Genomic DNA, 19,492 nt, shown 5'->3' on the forward strand with positions numbered 1-19,492 from the left:
GCATGCGTCAGGCCCGCTGTCTATTTGATCCGGTAGTGGAAGGTATTCTTCACCCCGGACACGCTCACCGCCCTGCCCTCGACAACCCGTGGCTGATAACGAAAAGTTTGCGCTGCGGCCAGTGACGGACGGATAAACAGTGGATGGCACGCACCCTGCACTTGCGGGTTGACCACCGTGCCTTGCGGCGACACGTCGTAGACAACCGTGCAATCACCCTCGATGCCTTTGTCGAGAGCCCGTTCGGGATAGTCTGGAGCCTCCTTGCTGAGTGGCTGATACTGGCTGCTGTCAGCGGCGGCCTGCTGTTGTGCTGATTGCTGCGCCTGCGCCTGGCGGGCGCGCTCGGCAGACTGACGCGCCTGTTCGGCCTGACGTTGTTGCTCAACCTGCTGACGTTGCTGTTCGGCCAGCCGCTGCTGTTCCTGGCGCTTTTGCTGCTCGGCTTCGTGCAGGCGCTGAACGCTCTGTTGCTGTTCACGCTCGCGCTTTTGCTCGTCAACGCGCTTGCGTGCCAACGCCGCCTGTTCGACCTGGCGCTGCGGCTCTGCCTGCGGTTTTGCAGCTTCCACCGGCTGGGTGATCGGCAGCGAGACCGGTGCAGGCGGCGGCAGTTGAACAGGCTCGACAACCGGCGCAGCGGCGACTGGAACCGGCTCAGGCGCTGGCGGCAAAATCACTAATTGCGTGGTCAGGGTTCTGGTCTGTGCGGGCGGTGCTTCGTGCGGGCTCCAGCCGAACATAAGACCGCCCAGCAGCGCGCCATGCAATGCCAGCGCGATGGCAGCGGCCAGGCCATTGCTGCGCAGCCAGGGCCCATTCACCCATTCGCGGCGCGGCATGTGGTAATCGAGGGCCAGGGTGTTCATTGCGGGGCCTCGGTCACCAAGCCCAACTGCGTTACACCACTGCGTTGCAGCGCCGCCATGGCGGCGACTACCCGGCCATAATCAGCCTTGTCATCAGCACGGATGAACACTTGCGTGTCCTTGCGCTCGGCAACCAGTCGGGCAATGCGCTCCTGCATGTCTTCAAGGCTCGCGGCCTGATCGGTCTGCGCCTGAGTATCGACCGTGTCGCCCAGGTTCCAGTAGTAGCCGCCCTGCGCCTTGACGGACAGGGTCACGATACGTTGCCGGGTATCGCTGGCGAGTGCTTCGCTGGCGACTTTGGGTAACTCGATTTTCACGCCTTGGGTCAGCATCGGTGCCGTGACCATGAAAATTACCAGCAGCACCAGCATCACGTCGATATAGGGCACGACATTCATTTCGGCTTTCGGGCCATGTTTGCGTTGCGGTTTGACCAGCATGACAAGTCCTCAGGCCGCAGCGGCCATGTTGCGGGTCAGGCCTTGCAAGGTGCGGTTCAGGCGCACCTGCAGTTCATTGCCGAAGCTGTAGTAGCGGGCCGTGAGCGTCTGGCCACGCGCGGCAAAGCGGTTGTAGGCGATAACGGCAGGAATGGCGGCGAACAGGCCGATGGCCGTGGCAATCAAGGCTTCGGCAATACCCGGCGCGACCGTCGACAGTGTGGCCTGCTGCACTTGAGACAGGCCGATGAAGGAATTCATGATCCCCCAGACCGTGCCGAACAGGCCGATGTAGGGGCTGACCGAGCCGACCGTAGCGAGAAACTGCAGGCCTTTTTCCAGTTGCAGCTCCTGCTCGCTGATCGCGACCTGCAATGCGCGTTCGACGCCTGACAGCACCACGTCAGGCTCGATGCCGGGACGTGGCTTGAGTTGCACGTACTCGGCATAACCGGCGTTGAAGACGCGCTCGATACCGTCAGCGCCCTCTTGAGCCGAACGGCTCTCGGCGTACAGCGGTGACAGCTCTGCCTCACCGCGAAAGCGCTGCTGAAACGCATCCAGTGTCCGCTCGTAATGGCCCAGCGCAAGACTGCGCTGAATGATCAGGTACCAGCTGACCAGCGAAGCGAGCAACAAAATCAGCATCACGGCCTTGACCAGCAGGCTGGCATCGCTGATCAGGCCCAAGATGGTCATGTGTTCGAGGGTGGCGTGCATCGTGGTAGTCCTCTGTAATGGAACGAATGATTAGCACCGCTTGATGACAAACGACTTACGGCAGCTTCAAGGTTTTCATCACCTCGGCCCACGGCACGAACTTGAAGTTCTGCGCCTGCTCGGGCATGCGTTTGCGCCCGTCCTGAACCACCAGCATGCCTTTGCTCCAGGGTCCGCCGAGGTTCATGGAGGTCACTTCGATGCCGTCGGTTTCCGAGGTACCGTCAATCCCCGCGTTCGCGTTGAGACCGACCCGAAAAGCGCCGCGCAGTGCGTAAGGCGGCTCGGCATCGACCACCACGTAGCTGTCGTTGCCCTGACTGGAGATCACCAGATAGTCGTGCTTGTCACTCTGATACAGCGCCAGCCCCTCGACATCGGCATGCACCGCCTCGCCCACCTTGATCACACTGGAAAGCGTCGCAGGCTGATCCGCCCGCGCATCGACTTCCCAGACGCCAACGTCCTCTTCACCGAGAAACAAGCGCTGACGCTGGTCATCGGCCACGCAGCCTTCCGGCTGGGTGTCGACCTTGAAGCGGCGTACCAGCTCGCCTTTTGCCTTACCGTCGGACGCGCTGAGCCGATACTGGAGAAAGCTGCCGTCTTTACCGTTGGCGAAGGCGTACAGCTCGCCACTGGCAGGTTTGAACAGGCAGACGCCATAGATTTCCGCCAATGGCGTGGGGATCTCTCCCGCTTCACGAATGACGCCGCTGGCCCGGTCGATGCTGAACAGGCTCAGGCTGTTGTGATCCCGGTTACTGGCCACCGCCAGATCGACGCTTTTCTTGCCGAGCATGAAGCCTGGGCGTATGTCGACGTTGTTCAGGCGGCCTACCGGCAACTCCTGCAACTGCTTGCCACTCAGGTCATAAGCCAGCAGGCCCTGTTTTTTGTTGGTGCCCAGCACGCGGCTGAGCGCCGGATTTTTCGGGTGGACCCAAATGGCCGGGTCGTCGGCGGCGTCACCCTGACGCCCGACCGGCTGGCTCTGACTCGCCGCCATGACAGTCGGCAACGGCTTGGCGACAGTCACCGGTTTGGGCGACCAGTTCAGTTCACCCTGATACAGGCGCTCGCCGTCATTGTCGTTAAGCAACACCTGCAAGCTGTTCTTGCCCTCACGCACAGAAAGCCCTTCCGGCTTTTTCAAGCTCATCAGCGACAGATCGGCCACCGGCGTCCAGCTCTCCAGCGATTCCTGCTGCTGATAGAGATGCAATGCCTTGCCTTTCGGGTCCAGCGCCAGCAAGCCGCCCGGAACAATGGCCATTGCCCCCGCCGCCTGTTTCAACTCGCCAAACGGTTCGCGCAGGGCCACAGGCTGACGCGCGACATCGGCCTCGGGGTGCGCCGGGTAGGCCCACCAACCGATGTTTTGTTCATTGACGAACAACCTGTGCGCAGCGTCGTCAACCTGACAAAACTCGGCTTTGGGTGGTAGCGGCAGGTTACGCACCAGGCGTGGCGCGTCGTTCAGTTGGTTATCTGCGCCAATCAGCCATTGTTCGCCCTTGCCCTCCTCGCCCACCAGAAACACAAACAGGTTGCTGGCGTCATCGCGGTACAGGCACAGACCGGCCACTGAATAATCGCGTGCGGGCAGATAAACCGGCTTTGACCAGTGTGCTCCGGTCGGATCGAGCTGGGTCAGCATGGCCTGCTGGCGGGCATTATCCAGCGTTGCAATGAGCACACTTGAGCCTGTAGTACGGCTGTCGAGCCCTTGGAACGACCCCGGCATTTTCGCCAGCTCGCGGCCCTGCTCATCCAGCAGCAACAGACCGGCCTTGACGCTCGCGGCCAGGCGGCGGGTGCCGTCACTGCCCGGCAGAAAGCTCGCCGATTGAGCCTTGAACGAAGCATTTTCAGCCCAGCGTGTCAGGTTCAGGTCCATCGGCGGCGAAGCGTGCGCAGCCCCGGCCGCAAGACAAAGCAGTAGCGCCAGGCACGCTGGCTTGGGTGATAACGAAATGATCATGAACGGTTGAATCCTTTGAATGAGCGCGTCAGGTCGATCAGAAGTGAGTGAAGGTCAGGCCGACTTTGTAGGTCGGGCCGTATTCTTCGTACTGGCCGTTGTAGGCGCGATGACCGCTGTAGACGAAATACGGCTGATCGGTGAGGTTCTGCGCCTCGAAGCTGACCTTGAGGTTCTTGGTCAGTGAATAGCGGGCGCTGAAATCGACGAAAGTCTGCGCATCCACGTACTGGTCGTGGTCCTTGTCGCCGATCGACGCCAACTCGTAGAGATAGGCCGATTTGTAGTTGGCGGACAGACGCAGACTCAGCTTGTCGTTCTCCCAGCCGAGCATGACGTTGCCGACGGTTTTTGACTGACTGGGCAGGTCGATGTCGCGCTTGCGATTGGTGCCGGTGCTCTGGTCGAAACCGTTGATGCTGGCGTCGGAACGGCTCAGCGTGGCGTTGGCGCCCAGCAGCAGACCGTTCCATGGCGATGGCAGCCAGTCGAGCTTCTGCGAGTAGGCCAGTTCCAGGCCGTAGAGCTTGGCCTTGTCGCCGTTGGCGTAGGTGTTGGCTTCGGAGAAGTTCGCCCACTGCCCGGTACCCGCCAGGTCAGTGTTGTAGACGAAATTCTGGATGTCCTTGTAGAACACGAACGCCGACACCGTCCCCGCCCGGCCCATGAAGTGTTCGATGCCCAGATCAAGGTTGCTCGACTCCAGCGGCTTCAGATTCGGGTTACCGAAAGAGGCTTCGTCATCGTCGATCACAAAGCCCGGCGCAAGCTGCCCGAACGTCGGGCGCACCACGGTTTTGGTCCAGGCGGCGCGCAACTGGGTGCTCTTGTCGATCTGATAACGGGCATGCAAACCCGGCAACCAGTGGTGATAGCGGCGGTTGGTGGTACTGGACTCGAACGCGCCATCGCGCACACCGGTGCCCTTGGCGTCCATTTCCGTGCCTTCGTAACGCAGGCCGGCGATGAAGCGCCACTTATCGACATCCAGGGTATTCATGAAATAACCGGCATTGATGTCTTCGTTGATCTTGAAGTCATTGGCGCGGCTTTCAGCCTCATCGTAGGCGTTATCAGCGTTCAGGCCGCCGATCAGGCCCTTGATCGCAGTGGGACTGATGCCGCTGCCGAAATTGCCCAGTCGATAGTCGATGGTGCCTTTCTGAAACTGTGTCAGGTTGAGTTGCTGGTCGCTGATACCCTGGTCATCGAAATCTTCGTATTTCCAGACTTCCAGATCGTTGCTTTTGTCGCGTCGGCTGACCTTGCCGCCAAACTTGAACTGCGAGGCATAGCCCTTGAAGTCGTAATCGCGGGCCAGGTCGAGGCGCACGTTCTTCTCGGTGTCTTTGGTGTGCTGCTTTTCCCGGTCGACCTTGTCCAGGGTAAAGTTCGAATTGTCGTAAAACGAGGGATCGACGATGGGCCTTGGCTTGTCGCGGTCGTAGAAACCGGTGTCGGCAAAATCATCGTTGCCCACGAATGTGGCCCCGGCAATATGGCTAGGGCTGTCTTCACTGGACTCGCTGTAACCGGCCTGGCCGCTGAGCGTCCACAGGCCGACCATACGTTCGCCACCAAACACGTAGGACTGGATTTCTTGGGTTTCGGTGCGCGCCTTGAGCTTGCGCGTGCCTTCGGCATCGCCGGTCTGCCCTGCGCTCTGGGCATTGGCAAATTCGAAACCGTTGGTGGTGCGCACCTCATCATCCTTGAAACGGCTGTACAGGGTGCGCAGGTAGTATTTGCTGAGGTCATCGGGTTTGTAATCGAAGTTAAGACCACCCCCGGTGCGCTCGCGGCTGATGTCGTAGTCGCGTTGTTCAAACGATTGCAGTCGCGAGCCGTCCCAGTCTCCGCCGGTCTCGACGTTGTCGGAGCCGAAATCACGCTTCTGCCAGCTCAGTGCTGCCGCCACACCGAAGTTGTCGATGCCGTCGCCAAGGCTGAAACGATTGCTCGCCGCGCCGGAAAACTTGGGGCTGGTCTGGTGGGTGTTCTTGTCGTAGCTGGCTTCGCTGCTGCCGGTGTAGAACAGCCCTTTGTGGTCGAAGGCAGAGAGGCTTTCGACATCGACTGTACCGCCCAGCGAGTTGGCGTACATGTCCGGGGTCAGGGTTTTGATCACTGACAGTGACTGCACCAGTTCGGCAGGCAGCACATCCAGCGCTACGGCGCGTCGGCCACTTTCCGGGGCGGGCACCAGCGTGCCGTTGATGGTCACGCTGTTGAGGTCGGGCGCCAATCCCCGAACAGTGACAAAGCGCCCCTCGCCCTGATCGCGCTCGACGCTGACGCCCGGCATGCGTTGCACTGCTTCGGCGACGTTCTGGTCCGGTAACTGTGCAACGCCGTCGGCATGCACCACGCTCTTGATACTGTCGGAGCTGCGTTGCTCCTTGAGCGCGTTGTCGATACTCGCCGCCTGCCCGACCACTTGCACATGCTCGGTGGTATCGGCTTCGGCAGCCTGCAAACGTTCGCTGGCAATGGCAAATGCCAGCGCGCTGAGTGTGAAGCCGACCAGTTGAGCCCTGCTGCGACGCCTGTGCATGTTAAGTCCTCCCCCATAATCCCGACAGGCCAGGCAAATGACCCGGCAACTGGAGGCGCAAGCTAGAGTCGCGCAGTGACGGTTCTGTGACAGGTAACGGGCGCAGGGGCTGAAAGCACGGGGTTTTAGGGCGACTGGGCAAGTAAATGAGCTGATTTGACTTTCAGGCGGGGCTGGGCGGAATCAAAAGCCGATGTGCATATGACTCTCGTTCCAACGCTCCGCGTTGGAATGCACTTCGTGACGCTCTGCGTCACACAGCGGTTCTGCGACATCAGGTGGATTGAGGTTCGACTCAGGTCACCTTTTCGCCCCTCGGCGAGTTACTTTGACGGGCCAAAGTAACCAAACCCCCTCGCTCCTGTTTCCGGCCCGACTTCGTCGGGTTCCTTCGCCCTGTCACTGATCCGGGGGTCGCCGCAACGTGCCATCCATGGCCCGGTGCGGCTAGCCTGGCGTCCTGCCAGGCTACCCCCGGATCAGCGCCAGGACTCAGCCGTCACTTACGTCGCAATCTGCGTCGCCAGTGCCACCGTGATCGACCTCATGCAGACGCTGCATGACATTGTGATGCTGCGGAGACTTGTGACGCAAAGCGTCACGAAGCGCATGCATTCGGCAGGCGAACCAGCCGGGGTGGCGGTCAGGCGCATAGAAAAAACCTGCAACACCCGTGAGCTGATTCGACCTTTCCCGGTCCGCGTTACCCGTCACCGAAGTGTCATGTACATCTGTTCTGCTGGCCGATAACCAGCAGCTCGGGAGCCGTCTTTTCATGTTCAGGATCATCCAACCCCATCGATGGAAACTCGCTGCGCTGATGGTCGCCTCCAATCTGGGCCTGCTGGCCTTTCTGGCATTTGGCAACGTCAAACAGGTCAGCGAATGGCAATGGCTCGACATCGTCGGCGAAGGCGGCTCTGCGCTGCTGTCGCTGGTCTGGCTGTTTCTGGTGTTCAAGAGCCGGCCGGCCGGCCGGGTCACCAATTACCTGTCGACGGGCCTGAGCTGTGTGTTCTTCTCGTGGTGGATCGACGCGCTGGACGAGTTCATTCGCCTGCCCAGCCAGATCCATTGGGGGCACTGGCTGGAATCCGGACCGATGCCAATCGGCCTGATCCTGCTGACCCTCGGTATCTACCACTGGCATCGCGAGCAACTGGCGATCAGTGCGCAGATGGAAAAGCGCGAGCGTGGCTTTCGTGAGCATCGTCTGTACGACAAGCTCACCCCGCTGGGCAGTGCCGACTATTTGAAACGCCAACTGGTCGTCAGCCTGGAACAGAGCCTCTGCCAGCAGCAACCGTTGTCGCTGCTGGTAGTGGACGTGGATGACTTCAGCGCGATCAATAACGCATTCGGTCATGCCGAGGGCGATGAGGTTTTATCCGCGCTCAGCCATCTGCTGGTACTCAACCTGCGCCGCCAGGACCTGCTCTGCCGTCTGGCGGGCGACCGCTTTGTGGTGTTGTTGCCCAATACCGGAGAGAGTCAGGCGAAACTGCTGGCCCTGGAGCTGCAGCAGGCGGTTGCCAGCCTGGCGCACAAGACCCGGCAACAGGGTGAACGCATTCAACTGTCGGCCAGCGTGGCGGTGGTCATGGCCCTCAATGAAACGCCGGACAACCTGCTGCGTCGCCTCAACCTGTCGCTGGCCCGCGCCCGACGTCCCCTGACCCGTACTGCCTGAGCGACTGCCGTGACCCTCAAAAGTGACTGGTACGAAGCCGACAGCCGCTTCATCCCCGGCCATTACCAGCCGGCTACGCTGATTGATCTGGCCTTGTCGCGCGGGATCGACAGCCATCGCCTGCTCAAAGGAACCGGCCTGTTCTACGAAGACATCGTTGCGGGCAAGACGCGGCTCAGTGCGCAGCAATTCTTCGTTCTGATCGGTAACGTGCAACGCCAGATGGAAGCCGACGACACCAGTTTCCTGTTCGGCCAGCGACTGTTTCCCGGCCATTACGGCGCCGCAAGCCATGCGTTGCGTCATGCGCAAAACCTGCATCAGGCGCTGGAAATCCTGATCCACCAGCATGCGCTGCTCAGCCCGCTGCTGACGCCGCGTCTGGAGCTGGATGAGCATTTTGCCTACCTTTACTGGCTGGACAGTTGCGGCGCTGGCGAACAGCAACGCTTCCTGCTGGAGGCCGGTATGACTGCACTGGTCGCGATGAGTCAGTTGCTCAGCGGGGAACGGCTGCCGTGGGAATGCAGTTTCTGTCACGAGGAACCGCGCTACATCGAACAATACTGGGTGCATCTGGGCGAGAACACGGCATTTGGCCGCCCGCTGGACATGATGCGCCTGCCCCGGCATTACCTCACCCGCGCATGGCCGGGCGCATCGCCCATCGCCGTGCAGGTCGCACAACAGGAGGCCGCCGGACAACTCGCTGCGCTGGGTATGCCATTCAGCCTGCTGGACCGGTTACACCAGCACCTGCGTGACAACGTGCGCCAGGCTACCAGCCTGGAACAGGTCGCACACGCCTTCGCCATGAGCCCGGCTACTCTGAAGCGCAAGTTACACAAACACGGCACCAGTTTCAGGCCCAGCACGACCTGGCGCGCAAGCATGTCGCGCTGTACCTGTATCAGATCAAGGGGCTGAGCAACGAGGCTGTGGCGGACTACCTGAACTTCAACGATCCGGCCAACTTCCGCCGCTCGTTCAAACGCTGGACCGGCAGTACGCCGACGTTGATCCAGCGCCTGTTCAATTTCGACTGAACAGGCTTCAGCGCTGGACACACAACTTGTAACCCAGGCCATGAGCGGTATGCAGCAACGGCGTCTCGTGGTCGCCGTCCAGTACCCGCCTGAGGATATGAATGTTGCTGCGCAGGCTACTGCTGTTCGGGGCATCACGCCCCCAAAGCACCTCTTCCAGCTCGGATCGCTTCACGATATGGGGACTTTTGCGCATCAGCAATTCCAACAGTTTCATGTTGGTCGGGTTGAGCTTCAAAGGCACACCGTTGCGGGTTATCTCAAGGGTATCCAGATCGAAGTGCAGGTCAGCGACCACCATCACCCGGTTATCCTTGCGTTGGCGTCGGCCCACCACCGCTTCGACCCGGGCGAGCACCTCGGGACATCGCGAACGGCTTGGTGATGTAATCATCGGCACCCACCTTGAAGCCGGTAAGACGGTCATCCAGCTCATCCCGCGCACTGAGCATTACAATGGCGACTTCCGACTTCGAATACTGGCGCAGACTGCGGCAAATCTGGTTGCCGTCAATGCCCGGCAACATGATGTCGAGAATGATCGCGTCGAAACGCTTCGACGCCGCTAGGTGCAGCCCGCTCAGGCCGTCCAGCGCACCTTCTACCGCGTGCCCCCTGAGTTCGAAGAATTCCAGCAGGTTATCGTGAATGTCACGGTGGTCTTCAATAACCAGAATGTTCATTGCAGCGCCTTCTTGTTTTCTACCCGGCCGAGCGGGACCCTGTTGCCATTGAATCGGCAGGTTGAGTAAAAAATTCATCACGCCGACCGGAAACCGCAGCGTTACGAATTGGCTGTTGCAACCTGGATCGTCCATAAAAGCACAGTGCGACCAGCAGCGTGCTCAGCCACACCACGATACCCGCCCAGAACGTGTGCGACATAAAGTGCCAGCCTTGCAGCACCCGCGTAGTGCCGTAGATCATGCCGAGCACGAGAATGCCTGCCAGCAGGATCTTGGAATGCTGCCAGCAATAGCGCCGAGCCACGAAGTACAAGGCCAGCAGACTGAATGCGCTTGACGCATGACCGCCTGGCCAGCAACGCCCGGCACCGGCTTCATGCAGAAAATTGAAGTTTCGGAACCACTCGATGTGCGCCTCGCTGCCACCGTACAAGGTGGTTTCAACGGGGCAGTACACACTGGTGTGGCTTTTCAGGTAATGGATCATGCCGGTGCTTAGCGCAAAGGCAACGATCACGAAAAAAAAGTCCAACCGATGCCTGCGCGTAAAGCGCAGAAGCGCCTCTGTCCGGGAACCCGACAGGCGCCTCATGAAGCGCGAACCGGCCTTTTTTTCCAGTAAAGGCCAGACAAACGAAAGCATTGCACCAATGATCGCCAACTCTCCGGTCCAGTCCGGGATGATTCGCGCCCACTTGTGCGTGATGGTCTCGAACAGGTGCATCTGCCCGATGGGAAATACACCGGCTGCCGAATCAAAAAACAGATCACTCAACTGTCGGTCAATACTGGTCAGGTCGAATGTCACGAAGACCAGTAGAGCGAAAAACACGGGCACACCCAGATTGACGGCGTAAAACCGCAGCCTGGGGCTGGAAGATGTCATCAATTGAATTGCTCGCTGTTGAGGTTTGCCCATTGCCCGGAAGTCAGCGAGCCGAGAATTTTCGGCCGGTGGGTACCATCCATCTGCACGAAAAATGCCTGAGCGTACTCACTTGAACGCTCGCCGCCGATCACGCCGATCTTGCGTTCGAACTGGTCGATACAGCCGCTATGCGTCACCAGCACCAGATTTTCGCCACTGACCTTGTGGTCTTCCACGACCTTCATGAAACCGCCGTCACAGTCGTTGATCCAGTCCTGAGCGGCCACGGAATGGCCTGCCAGAAGTTGTGCAGTCTGCTGAGTGCGGGTCTTGGGGCTGGCGATCATGCGCACATGGTCCATGCCCATTTTCTGCAAACCGGCGCCCACGGCCAGTGCCGCATCCCGCCCGTTGGAGGTAATGCCGTCAGCATCGCTCATGCAGGGGTTGCTAGAGCGGTCGCAGCGTTCGGCGTGCCGAACCATCACCACCACATCACCTTGCCGCCAATGCTCGCGAAGACCGGAAACCTTCAGGTTGCTGCCAATGCCCAGATCCACCACATGCACGCTTGAGAACGCCGTATAAAACCAGGCGCAGATCGCCAGCAATACGACAGTCACCGTTATCGAGACGATGTGCTGATGCACTTTGTGGCGCTGCTGAATGCCCGAATCGGCAAGCACATTCTTGTTTATTGTCGTGTCAGCCAAGTGACCACTCCTGCCATGAACCTATGTGTGGTGTTGACTCGGGAGGTACCCGATGTCTTCACCGCTCCCGTGCAGGCAAGATAGGTTCAGCATCGTGCTGACGCAGTGAAGAGGATGTGAAAAACATGTTGTGGCCCAGCGCCATGTTTTTTACGAAAGCCCTGAAAACGGGGCTTTGCGGCTTTTCTGACTTGAACATGAAGATAATTTAAGCGTTTTGCGGAAAATTCAGCGCGCCGCCCTGCCCTGCACGGGGCGTTCCTGGCGCGACGGCAGGTTGCGTGCAGCACTTAATGCTATTCAGAGGCCAAAGGTATAACGACTTAAACGCTGTCATCCCGCGCACATACCTCACGCCACTCATCGCGATTCGCTCATAACCGCCTATAACGCCCATCAATACAGGAAATAGTCGTCATACGACTATTGACATCGCCCTACAAGGCTGCAAATAATCGCCCCAATGTTGTATGACGACATACTAATAAACTGATAACAACAATATCCATGAAGGTCCTCATGAAAATCACCTCGGTCAGTGTCGACGTTTTTTCCTTCCCTTCACGCCGCGCTGTAGACAGCGCAGGTCATGCCCATCCAGGCGAAGAAAAACCGGTCAGAATGGCCATGCTGCGTATCGCCTGCGACGAGGGCAGCGAAGGATTTTCCTTTGGCCCGCCCGAACTGATCCGCCCGCACATCATCGAGTCATTCGTGAAAAAGGTGCTGATCGGCCAGAACCCGATGAATCGTGAAAAAATCTGGCAGGAACTGGCTCACTGGCAACGCGGCAGCGCCAGCCAGTTCACCGACCGTGCGCTGGCACTGGTAGAGCAGGCGCTGTGGGACCTTGCCGGACGCGCCTTGAAACTGCCCGTGCACAAACTGTTGGGCGGCTACCGTGACAAGGTACTGGCCTACGGCTCGACCATGTGCGGTGACGACTTGCCCGGCGGCCTGTCCACCCCGGACGAATACGGTCAGTTTGCCGAAAAGCTGGTAAAGCGCGGCTACAAAGGCATCAAACTGCACACCTGGATGCCGCCGATCTCGTTCGCCCCCGACCCGCGCATGGATGTGCAAGCCTGCTCTGCGGTGCGGGAAGCGGTCGGCCCGGACATTGCCCTGATGCTCGACGGGTATCACTGGTACAGCCGCACCGACGCGCTATACATCGGGCGTGAACTGCAAAAGCTCGACTTCGCCTGGTTCGAAGAGCCGATGATGGAAGACTCTGCCGAATCCTATGCCTGGCTGGCGGCCAACCTGGACATTCCGGTGCTTGGCCCGGAAAGCATTGCCGGCAAGTACCACAGCCGCGCCAGCTGGGTGACCAACAAGGCCTGCGACATCCTCCGCGCTGGCGTGGCTGGCGTCGGCGGCATCGGGCCGTGCCTGAAAGTCGCGCATCTGGCCGAGTCGTTCGGCATGGACTGCGAAGTGCATGGCAACGGCGCTGCCAACCTCGCCGTGGTCGGCGCGATCAGCAACTGCCGCTGGTATGAACGCGGCCTGCTGCATCCGTTTCTTGAATACGACGATGTACCGGCCTACCTCAATACGCTGGTCGACCCAATGGACAGCGACGGTTTCGTGCACCTTTCGGGGCAGCCCGGACTGGGCGAAGACATCAACTTCAGCTATATCGAGACACACACCGAACAGCGTTACTGACTGGCAGCATTGCGAAGGGCACGCCGAGCGCCCTTAGCTCGACATCTCGACACAGCGTCTTATAAATATAAAAAAGGACTGCCCCCATGAAGCTCTGGCTCAAGCGCCTGCCCTGGCTGCTATGCCTCGCCCTGACGGCGACACTCGTGCACACCCCGCCCGCCCTGGCGCGCGGTGAAACACCGGTCGATCAACTGGTGGTCGGCATGAGCATGATCAACCTGCTGTCACTGGACCCGGCAGGCGCCACCGGCCTTGAGGTGTCCGAGGTCAACGCCAATGTCTATGACATGCTGCTGGAACAGGACGCTGCCCGCCCCGACCAGTTGATTCCGGCACTGGCCGAGCGCTGGGAAATCAGCCCCGACCGCATGCGCCTGACCTTCCATCTCCGCCCGGATGTGACGTTTCACTCCGGCAACCCGCTTACTGCCCAGGACGTTGCCTGGTCGCTGCAACGTGTGGTCACACTCAACAAGGCCCTGGCTTCCACCTGGAAAGCCTACGGTTACACCGCTGACAACGTCAGCAAACTGATGCGCGCCGAAGGACCATCGACCTTCGTGCTTGACCTGCCCAAAGCCACCGACCCCATGCTGGTGCTCAACACGCTGGCAACCTCGCCCAGCGCCTTCATCATTGATCGGCTGACCGCGTTGCAGCACGCCAGGGGTGATGATCTGGGCGCCGCCTGGCTGACCACCAACACAGCGGGCTCCGGCGCATTCAAGCTGGACATCTGGCGTGCCAACGACGTGATTCTGATGAGCCGCTTCGAGCAATACTGGCGCGGCCCGGCCAGACTGCGTCGGGTGATCATGCGCAACATGACCGAATCCCAGGCGCTGCGCCTAATGGTGGAGCGCGGAGACCTGGACGTGGCGCGCGGCATGGCGGCCACCGACATCAAGGCACTGACCCGCTCGAAAGACGTCAATGTGCAGACCATCCCGCGCGGCACCCTGTACTACGTCGCACTGAGCATGGAGCAGCCACTGTTTCAGGATATCCGGGTGCGCCAGGCGATTCGTGCGCTGATCGACTATCAAGGCATCAACTCCGTGGTCATGCCACATTACGGAGTTATCAACCAGCGCCCGCTGCAACTGGGGCTGGCGGCCAGACTGGATGATCCGGGCTATGCGCTCAACGTCGCCGAGGCCAGGCGCCTGCTGGCCGAAGCCGGGCACCCGAATGGCTTCAAGATCACCATTCGCTCGCTGACCGACTCGCCCTTCATCAACATCGCCACCAGCCTGCAATCGACGCTCGCCCAGGCAGGCATTCAGGCGTCGATCATTACCGGCACCGGTAACCAGATCTACGGCGCAATGCGCGACCGGCGCTTCGACATTCTGGTCGGGCGTGGCGGTGGCGGTGCCGAGCGCCATCCGCACTCCAGCCTGCGAGCGCTCATTTACAACCCGGACAACCGCGAAGAAGCCAGGTTGAGCAACTTTCAGGGCTGGCGCACCTCGTTCTACAACGCCGAGATCAACCAGTTGATCGAGCAGGCCGAACGCGAGCGTGACGCCAGCCGGCAACTGGCCGACTACCAGCGCATCCAGACCCTGTATGACCAGAAAGCCGGGCCGATCATGCCGATTTCGCAGATGACCGATGAAGTGGTCATTCACGCTGACGTCCGGGATTACCTGGGTCACAGCGCCGCGACCACGCGCCTGCGTGACGTCTACAAGCAACGCTGAACCCATGCGTTCAATCGCTCAAGCCAAGGCAGGAATAACCATGTCGAGTGCATCGATTTCAATTTGGAGCAGTCGGGTTGCCCACGGCACCCGTCGCAGCGGATCAGTGGCGGCGACCCTGTTCGGCCTGCTGTTGCTCACTTTCTTCATTGGCCGGGTCATGCCGCTGGACCCGGTGCTGGCCATCGTCGGCCCCGACGCAGATGCGGCCGCCTACGCTCAGGCGTATCAGGAACTGGGCCTGGACAAACCGCTGACCACCCAGTTCGTCATGTACCTCAGTGACCTGTTACATGGTGATCTGGGCAAAGCCCTGCTGACCGGCCACCCGGTGATAGACGATATCGTGCGGGTTTTCCCGGCCACGCTGGAGCTGGCCACCCTGGCAATCCTGTTCGGCGTGTTGCTGGGTTTGCCATTGGGGGTGTATGCCGCTACCCATCAGGGCCGCAGCGGCGACCATATTGCCCGGGTCATCACCCTGTTTGGCTATTCCACGCCGATCTTCTGGCTGGGCATGATGGCTTTTCTGGTGTTCTACGCCTGGCTGGGCTGGGCCGGAGGGGTCGGACGCATTGGCCTGGCTTATGACGGCCTGATCGAAACCCGCACCGGCCTGTTGCTGATCGATACCGCACTGTCCGGCGACTGGGAAGCCTTTCGCAGCGCACTGCGCCACATCCTCCTGCCTGCGGTAATCCTCAGTTTCAATTCGGTGGCGTATATCAGCCGCATGACCCGCAGCTTCATGCTCGAACAGCTTTCGCAGGAATACATCATCACCGCCCGGGTCAAGGGCCTCTCGCAGCGACGTATCGTCTGGGGCCACGCGTTCCGCAACATTCGCGTGCAACTGCTGACCATCGTCGCCCTCGCCTACGGCGGCCTGCTGGAGGGCGCGGTGCTCATAGAAACCGTGTTCGCCTGGCCCGGCTTCGGCCAGTACCTGACCAGCAGCCTGCTGCTGGGCGACATGAATGCCGTGATGGCCTGCGTTCTGCTGATCGGGTTGATCTTCGTGATCCTCAATCAGATCAGTGACGCCCTTTATAAAGTCTTCGACCCGAGAACCCGCTGATGACGACTTCCATTGCAAGCAGCGCCACGCCCATGGTTCAGGCGCCAACCTCCAGCCTCGCGGCACTGGCCGCCAGCAGTGCGCGCCTGATGCGTTTTCTGTTGCGCAACCCGATGACGCTGGCAGGGCTGATCGTCATCGGCACGCTGATGATCGTCGCGCTGTTCGCGCCGTGGATCGCCACTCACGACCCGCTGGCTCAGGACCTGTCGGCCGCGCTGCGCATGCCCGGTGCACAGAACTGGTTAGGCACCGATGAATACGGCCGCGACGTGTTCAGCCGATTGGTCTACGGCTCGCGCATCACGCTGTACATCGTGATGCTGGTGACGGTGATCGTCGGCCCGATCGGCCTGCTGATCGGCACTGTGTCCGGCTATTTCGGCGGCTGGGTCGACAGCCTGTTCATGCGCATCACCGACATCTTCATCTCGTTCCCCAGTCTGGTGCTGGCACTGGCCTTCATCGCCGCCCTGGGCCCTGGCCTGGAACACGCAGTGATCGCCATCGCCCTGACTGCGTGGCCACCGATCGCCCGCCTGGCGCGGGCCGAAACCCTGTCGTTGCGCAACGCCGATTTCGTTGTCGCGGTGAAGCTGCAAGGTGCCTCGGCAGTGCGGGTGATCGGCCGTCACATCATTCCGATGTGCCTGTCTTCGGTGATCATCCGCCTGACCATGAACATGGCCAGCATCATTCTTACCGCCGCCGCACTGGGCTTTCTCGGCCTCGGCGCACAGGCGCCGCTGCCGGAATGGGGCGCGATGATCTCCAGCGGCCGTCGTTACATGCTGGAAAGCTGGTGGCTGGTGGCCGCACCCGGCGCAACCATCATGCTGGTCAGTCTGGCGTTCAACCTGTTGGGCGATGGATTGCGCGATGTACTTGATCCACGCAGCGAATGACACGCATCGAACAATAATAAAAGGGGCTAACACCATGTCACACACAGCCATGCCACAGATAAAGCTTGCAGTAGAAGATTTACGCGTCGAGTTCAGTCATGCGGGCAAGGTCACGGCAGCCGTTCGCGACGTGTCATTCAGCCTTGGCCGGGAAAAGCTGGCGATTGTTGGCGAATCGGGATCGGGCAAATCCACGGTCGGTCGCAGCCTGCTGCGTCTGCATCCGGCAACGGCCAGGGTCACGGCGAAAACCCTGCGTTTCGGCGATATCGATTTACTTGAATGCAGCGAAAAACAGATGCAGAGCATTCGCGGGCGGCGCATGTCGATGATCATGCAGGACCCGAAATACTCGCTGAACCCGGTGATCAAGGTAGGCGAACAGATCGCCGAGGCCTATCTGGCGCATCACAGGGTTTCTAAAAAGGAAGCCCGCGAACGCACGCTGGACATGCTCGCCAAGGTGCACATCCGCGAACCGGCGCGAGTCTACGAACTGTATCCCCATGAAGTTTCGGGCGGTATGGGCCAGCGGATCATGATCGCGATGATGGTGATCACCGACCCGCAAGTGATCATCGCCGACGAGCCGACTTCCGCACTGGATGTGTCGGTGCGCCGTCAGGTGCTCAACGTGCTGGAAGAGCTGGTCAGCGAGCGCGATCTGGGCCTGATCTTTATCAGCCACGACCTGAATATGGTCCGTCACTTCTGCGACCGAGTGCTGGTGATGTACGCCGGGCGGGTCGTGGAATCGCTGAACGCCAGCGAGCTGGATCAGGCGCGTCATCCCTACACGCAAGGCCTGTTGGCCGCCCTGCCCAGCCTGGATCACCCGCGTGCCAGCCTGCCGGTTCTGCAACGCGATCCCCTTTGGCTCACTCACTGAGAATGCTCCCATGGCAATGATCACAGTCGATTCACTGAACCTGAGCTTCGGCACTGGCCCAGCGCTGAATCAGGTGCTGCGTGACGTCAACCTGCAGGTCGAGCAAGGCCAGTCGTTCGGCCTGGTCGGCGAGTCCGGCTCGGGCAAGACCACCGTGCTGCGCTGCCTGGCAGGACAATATCATCACTGGAGCGGCGCACTGAGCGTGGCCGGCCAGACCGTACAGCGCAAGCTCGATGCCAGTCACTACCGCACCGTGCAGATGGTCTTTCAGGACCCCTATGCCTCGCTGCATCCGCGCCACACCATCGACGCGGCGCTCAAGGAGCCATTAAGCATCCACCGGATCGGTGACCGCGACCGTCGCGTCTGTGAAGTGCTGAACAAGGTCGGTCTCAACGAAAGCTTTCGTTTCCGTTACCCGCATCAGCTGTCCGGCGGCCAGCGCCAGCGGGTCGCTATTGCAAGAGCGCTGATTCTCGAACCACGTGTGCTGCTGCTCGACGAACCCACCTCGGCACTGGACGTTTCGGTGCAGGCCGAAATTCTCAACCTGCTGGCCGACTTGCGTCATCAGCAAGGCCTGACCTACCTCATGGTGACCCACGACCTCGGTGTAGTCGCGCACTTGTGTGACCGGGTTGCGGTCATGCAGCAAGGCCAGGTGCTGGAAACCCTCGACAGCAGCCAGTTGATCAACAACCAGGCTCGGCACGAGTATTCGCGACTGCTGATTCAGGCCAGCCGCGACATGGACCTGCGCCCGACGGGATGAGCCGCCGCCGGGCTCACGACCGCTGAACCCGTAACCCTGCTGACACTGTGATTCCCGGCCCTCTCGGCCAAGGGATCCGGCTGCCTGCGATTTGCCTCAACACACCCAAAACAGCCATCAAACAAGAATAAAAAAATGAAAAAATCACTCGCACTGATCTCTCTGACTGCTCTGTTCCCTGGCGCCTGGGCGCATGCCGACAGCGCGTACATCAACTACCGTCACCAATATGCAGAAAGCACACGCATGCATGCCGACCGGGTCAAATTCGGCAGCCGGCTGGACAGCGGCTGGGGCTTCGAAGGTGAACTCAAATACAAGACCGCAGGCGACCGCCAGGACGTAGCGTTCGACAACACCGTCGGCAACGGCCACGAATTGACGGTCAGCTATCAATACCGGCTCGACGACAAATGGCTGCTGACGCCTTCGTTTGCACTGGAAAGCATCGAGAAATCGACGGCTTATAAAATGGGCCTGAAGCTGGGTTACAAAGTAAACGATCAGTTGAGCGTGTCAGGCCGCTATCGCTACGACTCGATCAAGCTGGACAGGGACAAGGTCAACCACGAAATGCCTGACAACCAGATGGACGATCAGTCGATCAATCGTTACGACGTCTGGGTCAACTACGCCAGCAAAGGCCCGTGGGCGTACGAGTATCAGTTCACCTACTTCGATGCCGACTACATTCGCTATGACAACGGCAAGACCGACTACGAACAGAACGCGGCCTTCAAATACAAATGGGACAAGCACTGGGTGCCATTCTTTGAAGTGGGCGACATCAAGGTCGATTCCGAAGATGACAAGCGCCAGCTGAGATTGCGCGTGGGCGTGCAGTACAACTTCCTGTAGCGCATCCCACTGGAGCATGAGGAGCGATAAT

At 60.1% G+C, this 19,492-nt stretch carries 15 protein-coding genes and 2 pseudogenes; 9 read left to right on the forward strand and 8 right to left on the reverse strand.

Features of this window, described 5'->3' with window-relative positions; translation table 11 throughout:
• Positions 1-20: 20 nt before the first annotated feature.
• Genes KP808_RS14775 through KP808_RS14795 form a run of 5 tightly spaced genes read right to left on the reverse strand, consistent with a single transcriptional unit; the run spans position 21 to position 6,570 of the window.
• Positions 21-869, reverse strand: coding sequence for an energy transducer TonB (locus KP808_RS14775; RefSeq protein ID WP_122258105.1), 849 nt, complete (start codon positions 867-869; stop codon positions 21-23).
• Positions 866-1,312: a protein TolR gene (gene tolR, locus KP808_RS14780; RefSeq protein WP_057407804.1), complete on the reverse strand. Its 447-nt coding sequence runs from the start codon at positions 1,310-1,312 to the stop codon at positions 866-868. Before tolR ends, KP808_RS14775 begins: the two co-directional genes overlap by 4 nt.
• A gap of 9 nt (positions 1,313-1,321) precedes the next feature.
• Positions 1,322-2,032, reverse strand: a complete 711-nt coding sequence (gene tolQ / locus KP808_RS14785) for a protein TolQ (protein ID WP_122258106.1) — start codon at positions 2,030-2,032, stop codon at positions 1,322-1,324.
• Positions 2,033-2,087: 55 nt separating this feature from the next.
• A complete protein-coding gene (locus KP808_RS14790; protein WP_122258107.1) occupies positions 2,088-4,016 on the reverse strand; it encodes a phytase in 1,929 nt (642 codons plus the stop codon).
• 37 nt (positions 4,017-4,053) lie between these two features.
• Complete coding sequence (locus KP808_RS14795) at positions 4,054-6,570, reverse strand: TonB-dependent receptor (protein WP_230016410.1); 2,517 nt, start codon at positions 6,568-6,570, stop codon at positions 4,054-4,056.
• Positions 6,571-7,345: 775 nt separating this feature from the next.
• On the opposite strand from KP808_RS14795, the gene KP808_RS14800 reads away from it, so the two are divergent.
• Complete coding sequence (locus KP808_RS14800) at positions 7,346-8,260, forward strand: GGDEF domain-containing protein (RefSeq protein ID WP_054072615.1); 915 nt, start codon at positions 7,346-7,348, stop codon at positions 8,258-8,260.
• Between the two features lie 9 nt (positions 8,261-8,269).
• Positions 8,270-9,306: pseudogene (locus KP808_RS14805) on the forward strand (AraC family transcriptional regulator ligand-binding domain-containing protein).
• A gap of 7 nt (positions 9,307-9,313) precedes the next feature.
• Here the strand turns inward: KP808_RS14805 and KP808_RS14810 are convergent.
• The 3 genes and pseudogenes from KP808_RS14810 to pmrG form a co-directional block, all read right to left on the reverse strand.
• A pseudogene (locus KP808_RS14810) lies at positions 9,314-9,989 on the reverse strand (response regulator transcription factor).
• 19 nt (positions 9,990-10,008) lie between these two features.
• A complete protein-coding gene (locus KP808_RS14815; RefSeq protein ID WP_058409257.1) occupies positions 10,009-10,878 on the reverse strand; it encodes a phosphatase PAP2 family protein in 870 nt (289 codons plus the stop codon).
• Positions 10,878-11,573, reverse strand: coding sequence for a lipopolysaccharide core heptose(II)-phosphate phosphatase PmrG (gene pmrG / locus KP808_RS14820; RefSeq protein ID WP_058409258.1), 696 nt, complete (start codon positions 11,571-11,573; stop codon positions 10,878-10,880). Before pmrG ends, KP808_RS14815 begins: the two co-directional genes overlap by 1 nt.
• Before the next feature lie 519 nt (positions 11,574-12,092).
• Here pmrG and KP808_RS14825 point away from each other — a divergent pair.
• From KP808_RS14825 to KP808_RS14855, 7 genes are all read left to right on the forward strand, one after another.
• Positions 12,093-13,247: a mandelate racemase family protein gene (locus KP808_RS14825; protein WP_058409259.1), complete on the forward strand. Its 1,155-nt coding sequence runs from the start codon at positions 12,093-12,095 to the stop codon at positions 13,245-13,247.
• 86 nt (positions 13,248-13,333) lie between these two features.
• Complete coding sequence (locus KP808_RS14830) at positions 13,334-14,956, forward strand: ABC transporter substrate-binding protein (protein WP_058409260.1); 1,623 nt, start codon at positions 13,334-13,336, stop codon at positions 14,954-14,956.
• Between the two features lie 40 nt (positions 14,957-14,996).
• A complete protein-coding gene (locus tag KP808_RS14835; protein WP_058409261.1) occupies positions 14,997-16,034 on the forward strand; it encodes an ABC transporter permease in 1,038 nt (345 codons plus the stop codon).
• Positions 16,034-16,939 carry an ABC transporter permease gene (locus KP808_RS14840; protein WP_058409262.1) on the forward strand — a complete coding sequence of 302 codons (906 nt, stop codon included), beginning with the start codon at positions 16,034-16,036 and terminating at the stop codon, positions 16,937-16,939. Before KP808_RS14835 ends, KP808_RS14840 begins: the two co-directional genes overlap by 1 nt.
• Positions 16,940-16,988: 49 nt before the next feature.
• The gene (locus KP808_RS14845) at positions 16,989-17,828 is read left to right on the forward strand and encodes an ABC transporter ATP-binding protein (protein WP_029240939.1); all 840 of its coding nucleotides are present in this window, start codon (positions 16,989-16,991) and stop codon (positions 17,826-17,828) included.
• 10 nt (positions 17,829-17,838) lie between these two features.
• Positions 17,839-18,603 carry an ABC transporter ATP-binding protein gene (locus KP808_RS14850; RefSeq protein WP_005731967.1) on the forward strand — a complete coding sequence of 255 codons (765 nt, stop codon included), beginning with the start codon at positions 17,839-17,841 and terminating at the stop codon, positions 18,601-18,603.
• Positions 18,604-18,738: 135 nt separating this feature from the next.
• Positions 18,739-19,461, forward strand: coding sequence for an oligogalacturonate-specific porin KdgM family protein (locus tag KP808_RS14855; protein WP_057411655.1), 723 nt, complete (start codon positions 18,739-18,741; stop codon positions 19,459-19,461).
• The last annotated feature ends 31 nt before the right edge of the window (positions 19,462-19,492 follow it).

This window comes from Pseudomonas savastanoi (genome assembly GCF_020917325.1).
GTDB lineage: Bacteria > Pseudomonadota > Gammaproteobacteria > Pseudomonadales > Pseudomonadaceae > Aquipseudomonas > Aquipseudomonas amygdali.

What these genes read in the sequence shown, in the direction of transcription:
- KP808_RS14775 (WP_122258105.1), bottom strand. Translation starts at nt 869, where the DNA reads ATGAACACCCTGGCCCTCGATTACCACATGCCGCGCCGCGAATGGGTG.
- tolR (WP_057407804.1), bottom strand. Translation starts at nt 1,312, where the DNA reads ATGCTGGTCAAACCGCAACGCAAACATGGCCCGAAAGCCGAAATGAAT.
- tolQ (WP_122258106.1), bottom strand. Translation starts at nt 2,032, where the DNA reads ATGCACGCCACCCTCGAACACATGACCATCTTGGGCCTGATCAGCGAT.
- KP808_RS14790 (WP_122258107.1), bottom strand. Translation starts at nt 4,016, where the DNA reads ATGATCATTTCGTTATCACCCAAGCCAGCGTGCCTGGCGCTACTGCTT.
- KP808_RS14795 (WP_230016410.1), bottom strand. Translation starts at nt 6,570, where the DNA reads ATGCACAGGCGTCGCAGCAGGGCTCAACTGGTCGGCTTCACACTCAGC.
- KP808_RS14800 (WP_054072615.1), top strand. Translation starts at nt 7,346, where the DNA reads ATGTTCAGGATCATCCAACCCCATCGATGGAAACTCGCTGCGCTGATG.
- KP808_RS14815 (WP_058409257.1), bottom strand. Translation starts at nt 10,878, where the DNA reads ATGACATCTTCCAGCCCCAGGCTGCGGTTTTACGCCGTCAATCTGGGT.
- KP808_RS14825 (WP_058409259.1), top strand. Translation starts at nt 12,093, where the DNA reads ATGAAAATCACCTCGGTCAGTGTCGACGTTTTTTCCTTCCCTTCACGC.
- KP808_RS14830 (WP_058409260.1), top strand. Translation starts at nt 13,334, where the DNA reads ATGAAGCTCTGGCTCAAGCGCCTGCCCTGGCTGCTATGCCTCGCCCTG.
- KP808_RS14835 (WP_058409261.1), top strand. Translation starts at nt 14,997, where the DNA reads ATGTCGAGTGCATCGATTTCAATTTGGAGCAGTCGGGTTGCCCACGGC.
- KP808_RS14840 (WP_058409262.1), top strand. Translation starts at nt 16,034, where the DNA reads ATGACGACTTCCATTGCAAGCAGCGCCACGCCCATGGTTCAGGCGCCA.
- KP808_RS14845 (WP_029240939.1), top strand. Translation starts at nt 16,989, where the DNA reads ATGCCACAGATAAAGCTTGCAGTAGAAGATTTACGCGTCGAGTTCAGT.
- KP808_RS14850 (WP_005731967.1), top strand. Translation starts at nt 17,839, where the DNA reads ATGGCAATGATCACAGTCGATTCACTGAACCTGAGCTTCGGCACTGGC.
- KP808_RS14855 (WP_057411655.1), top strand. Translation starts at nt 18,739, where the DNA reads ATGAAAAAATCACTCGCACTGATCTCTCTGACTGCTCTGTTCCCTGGC.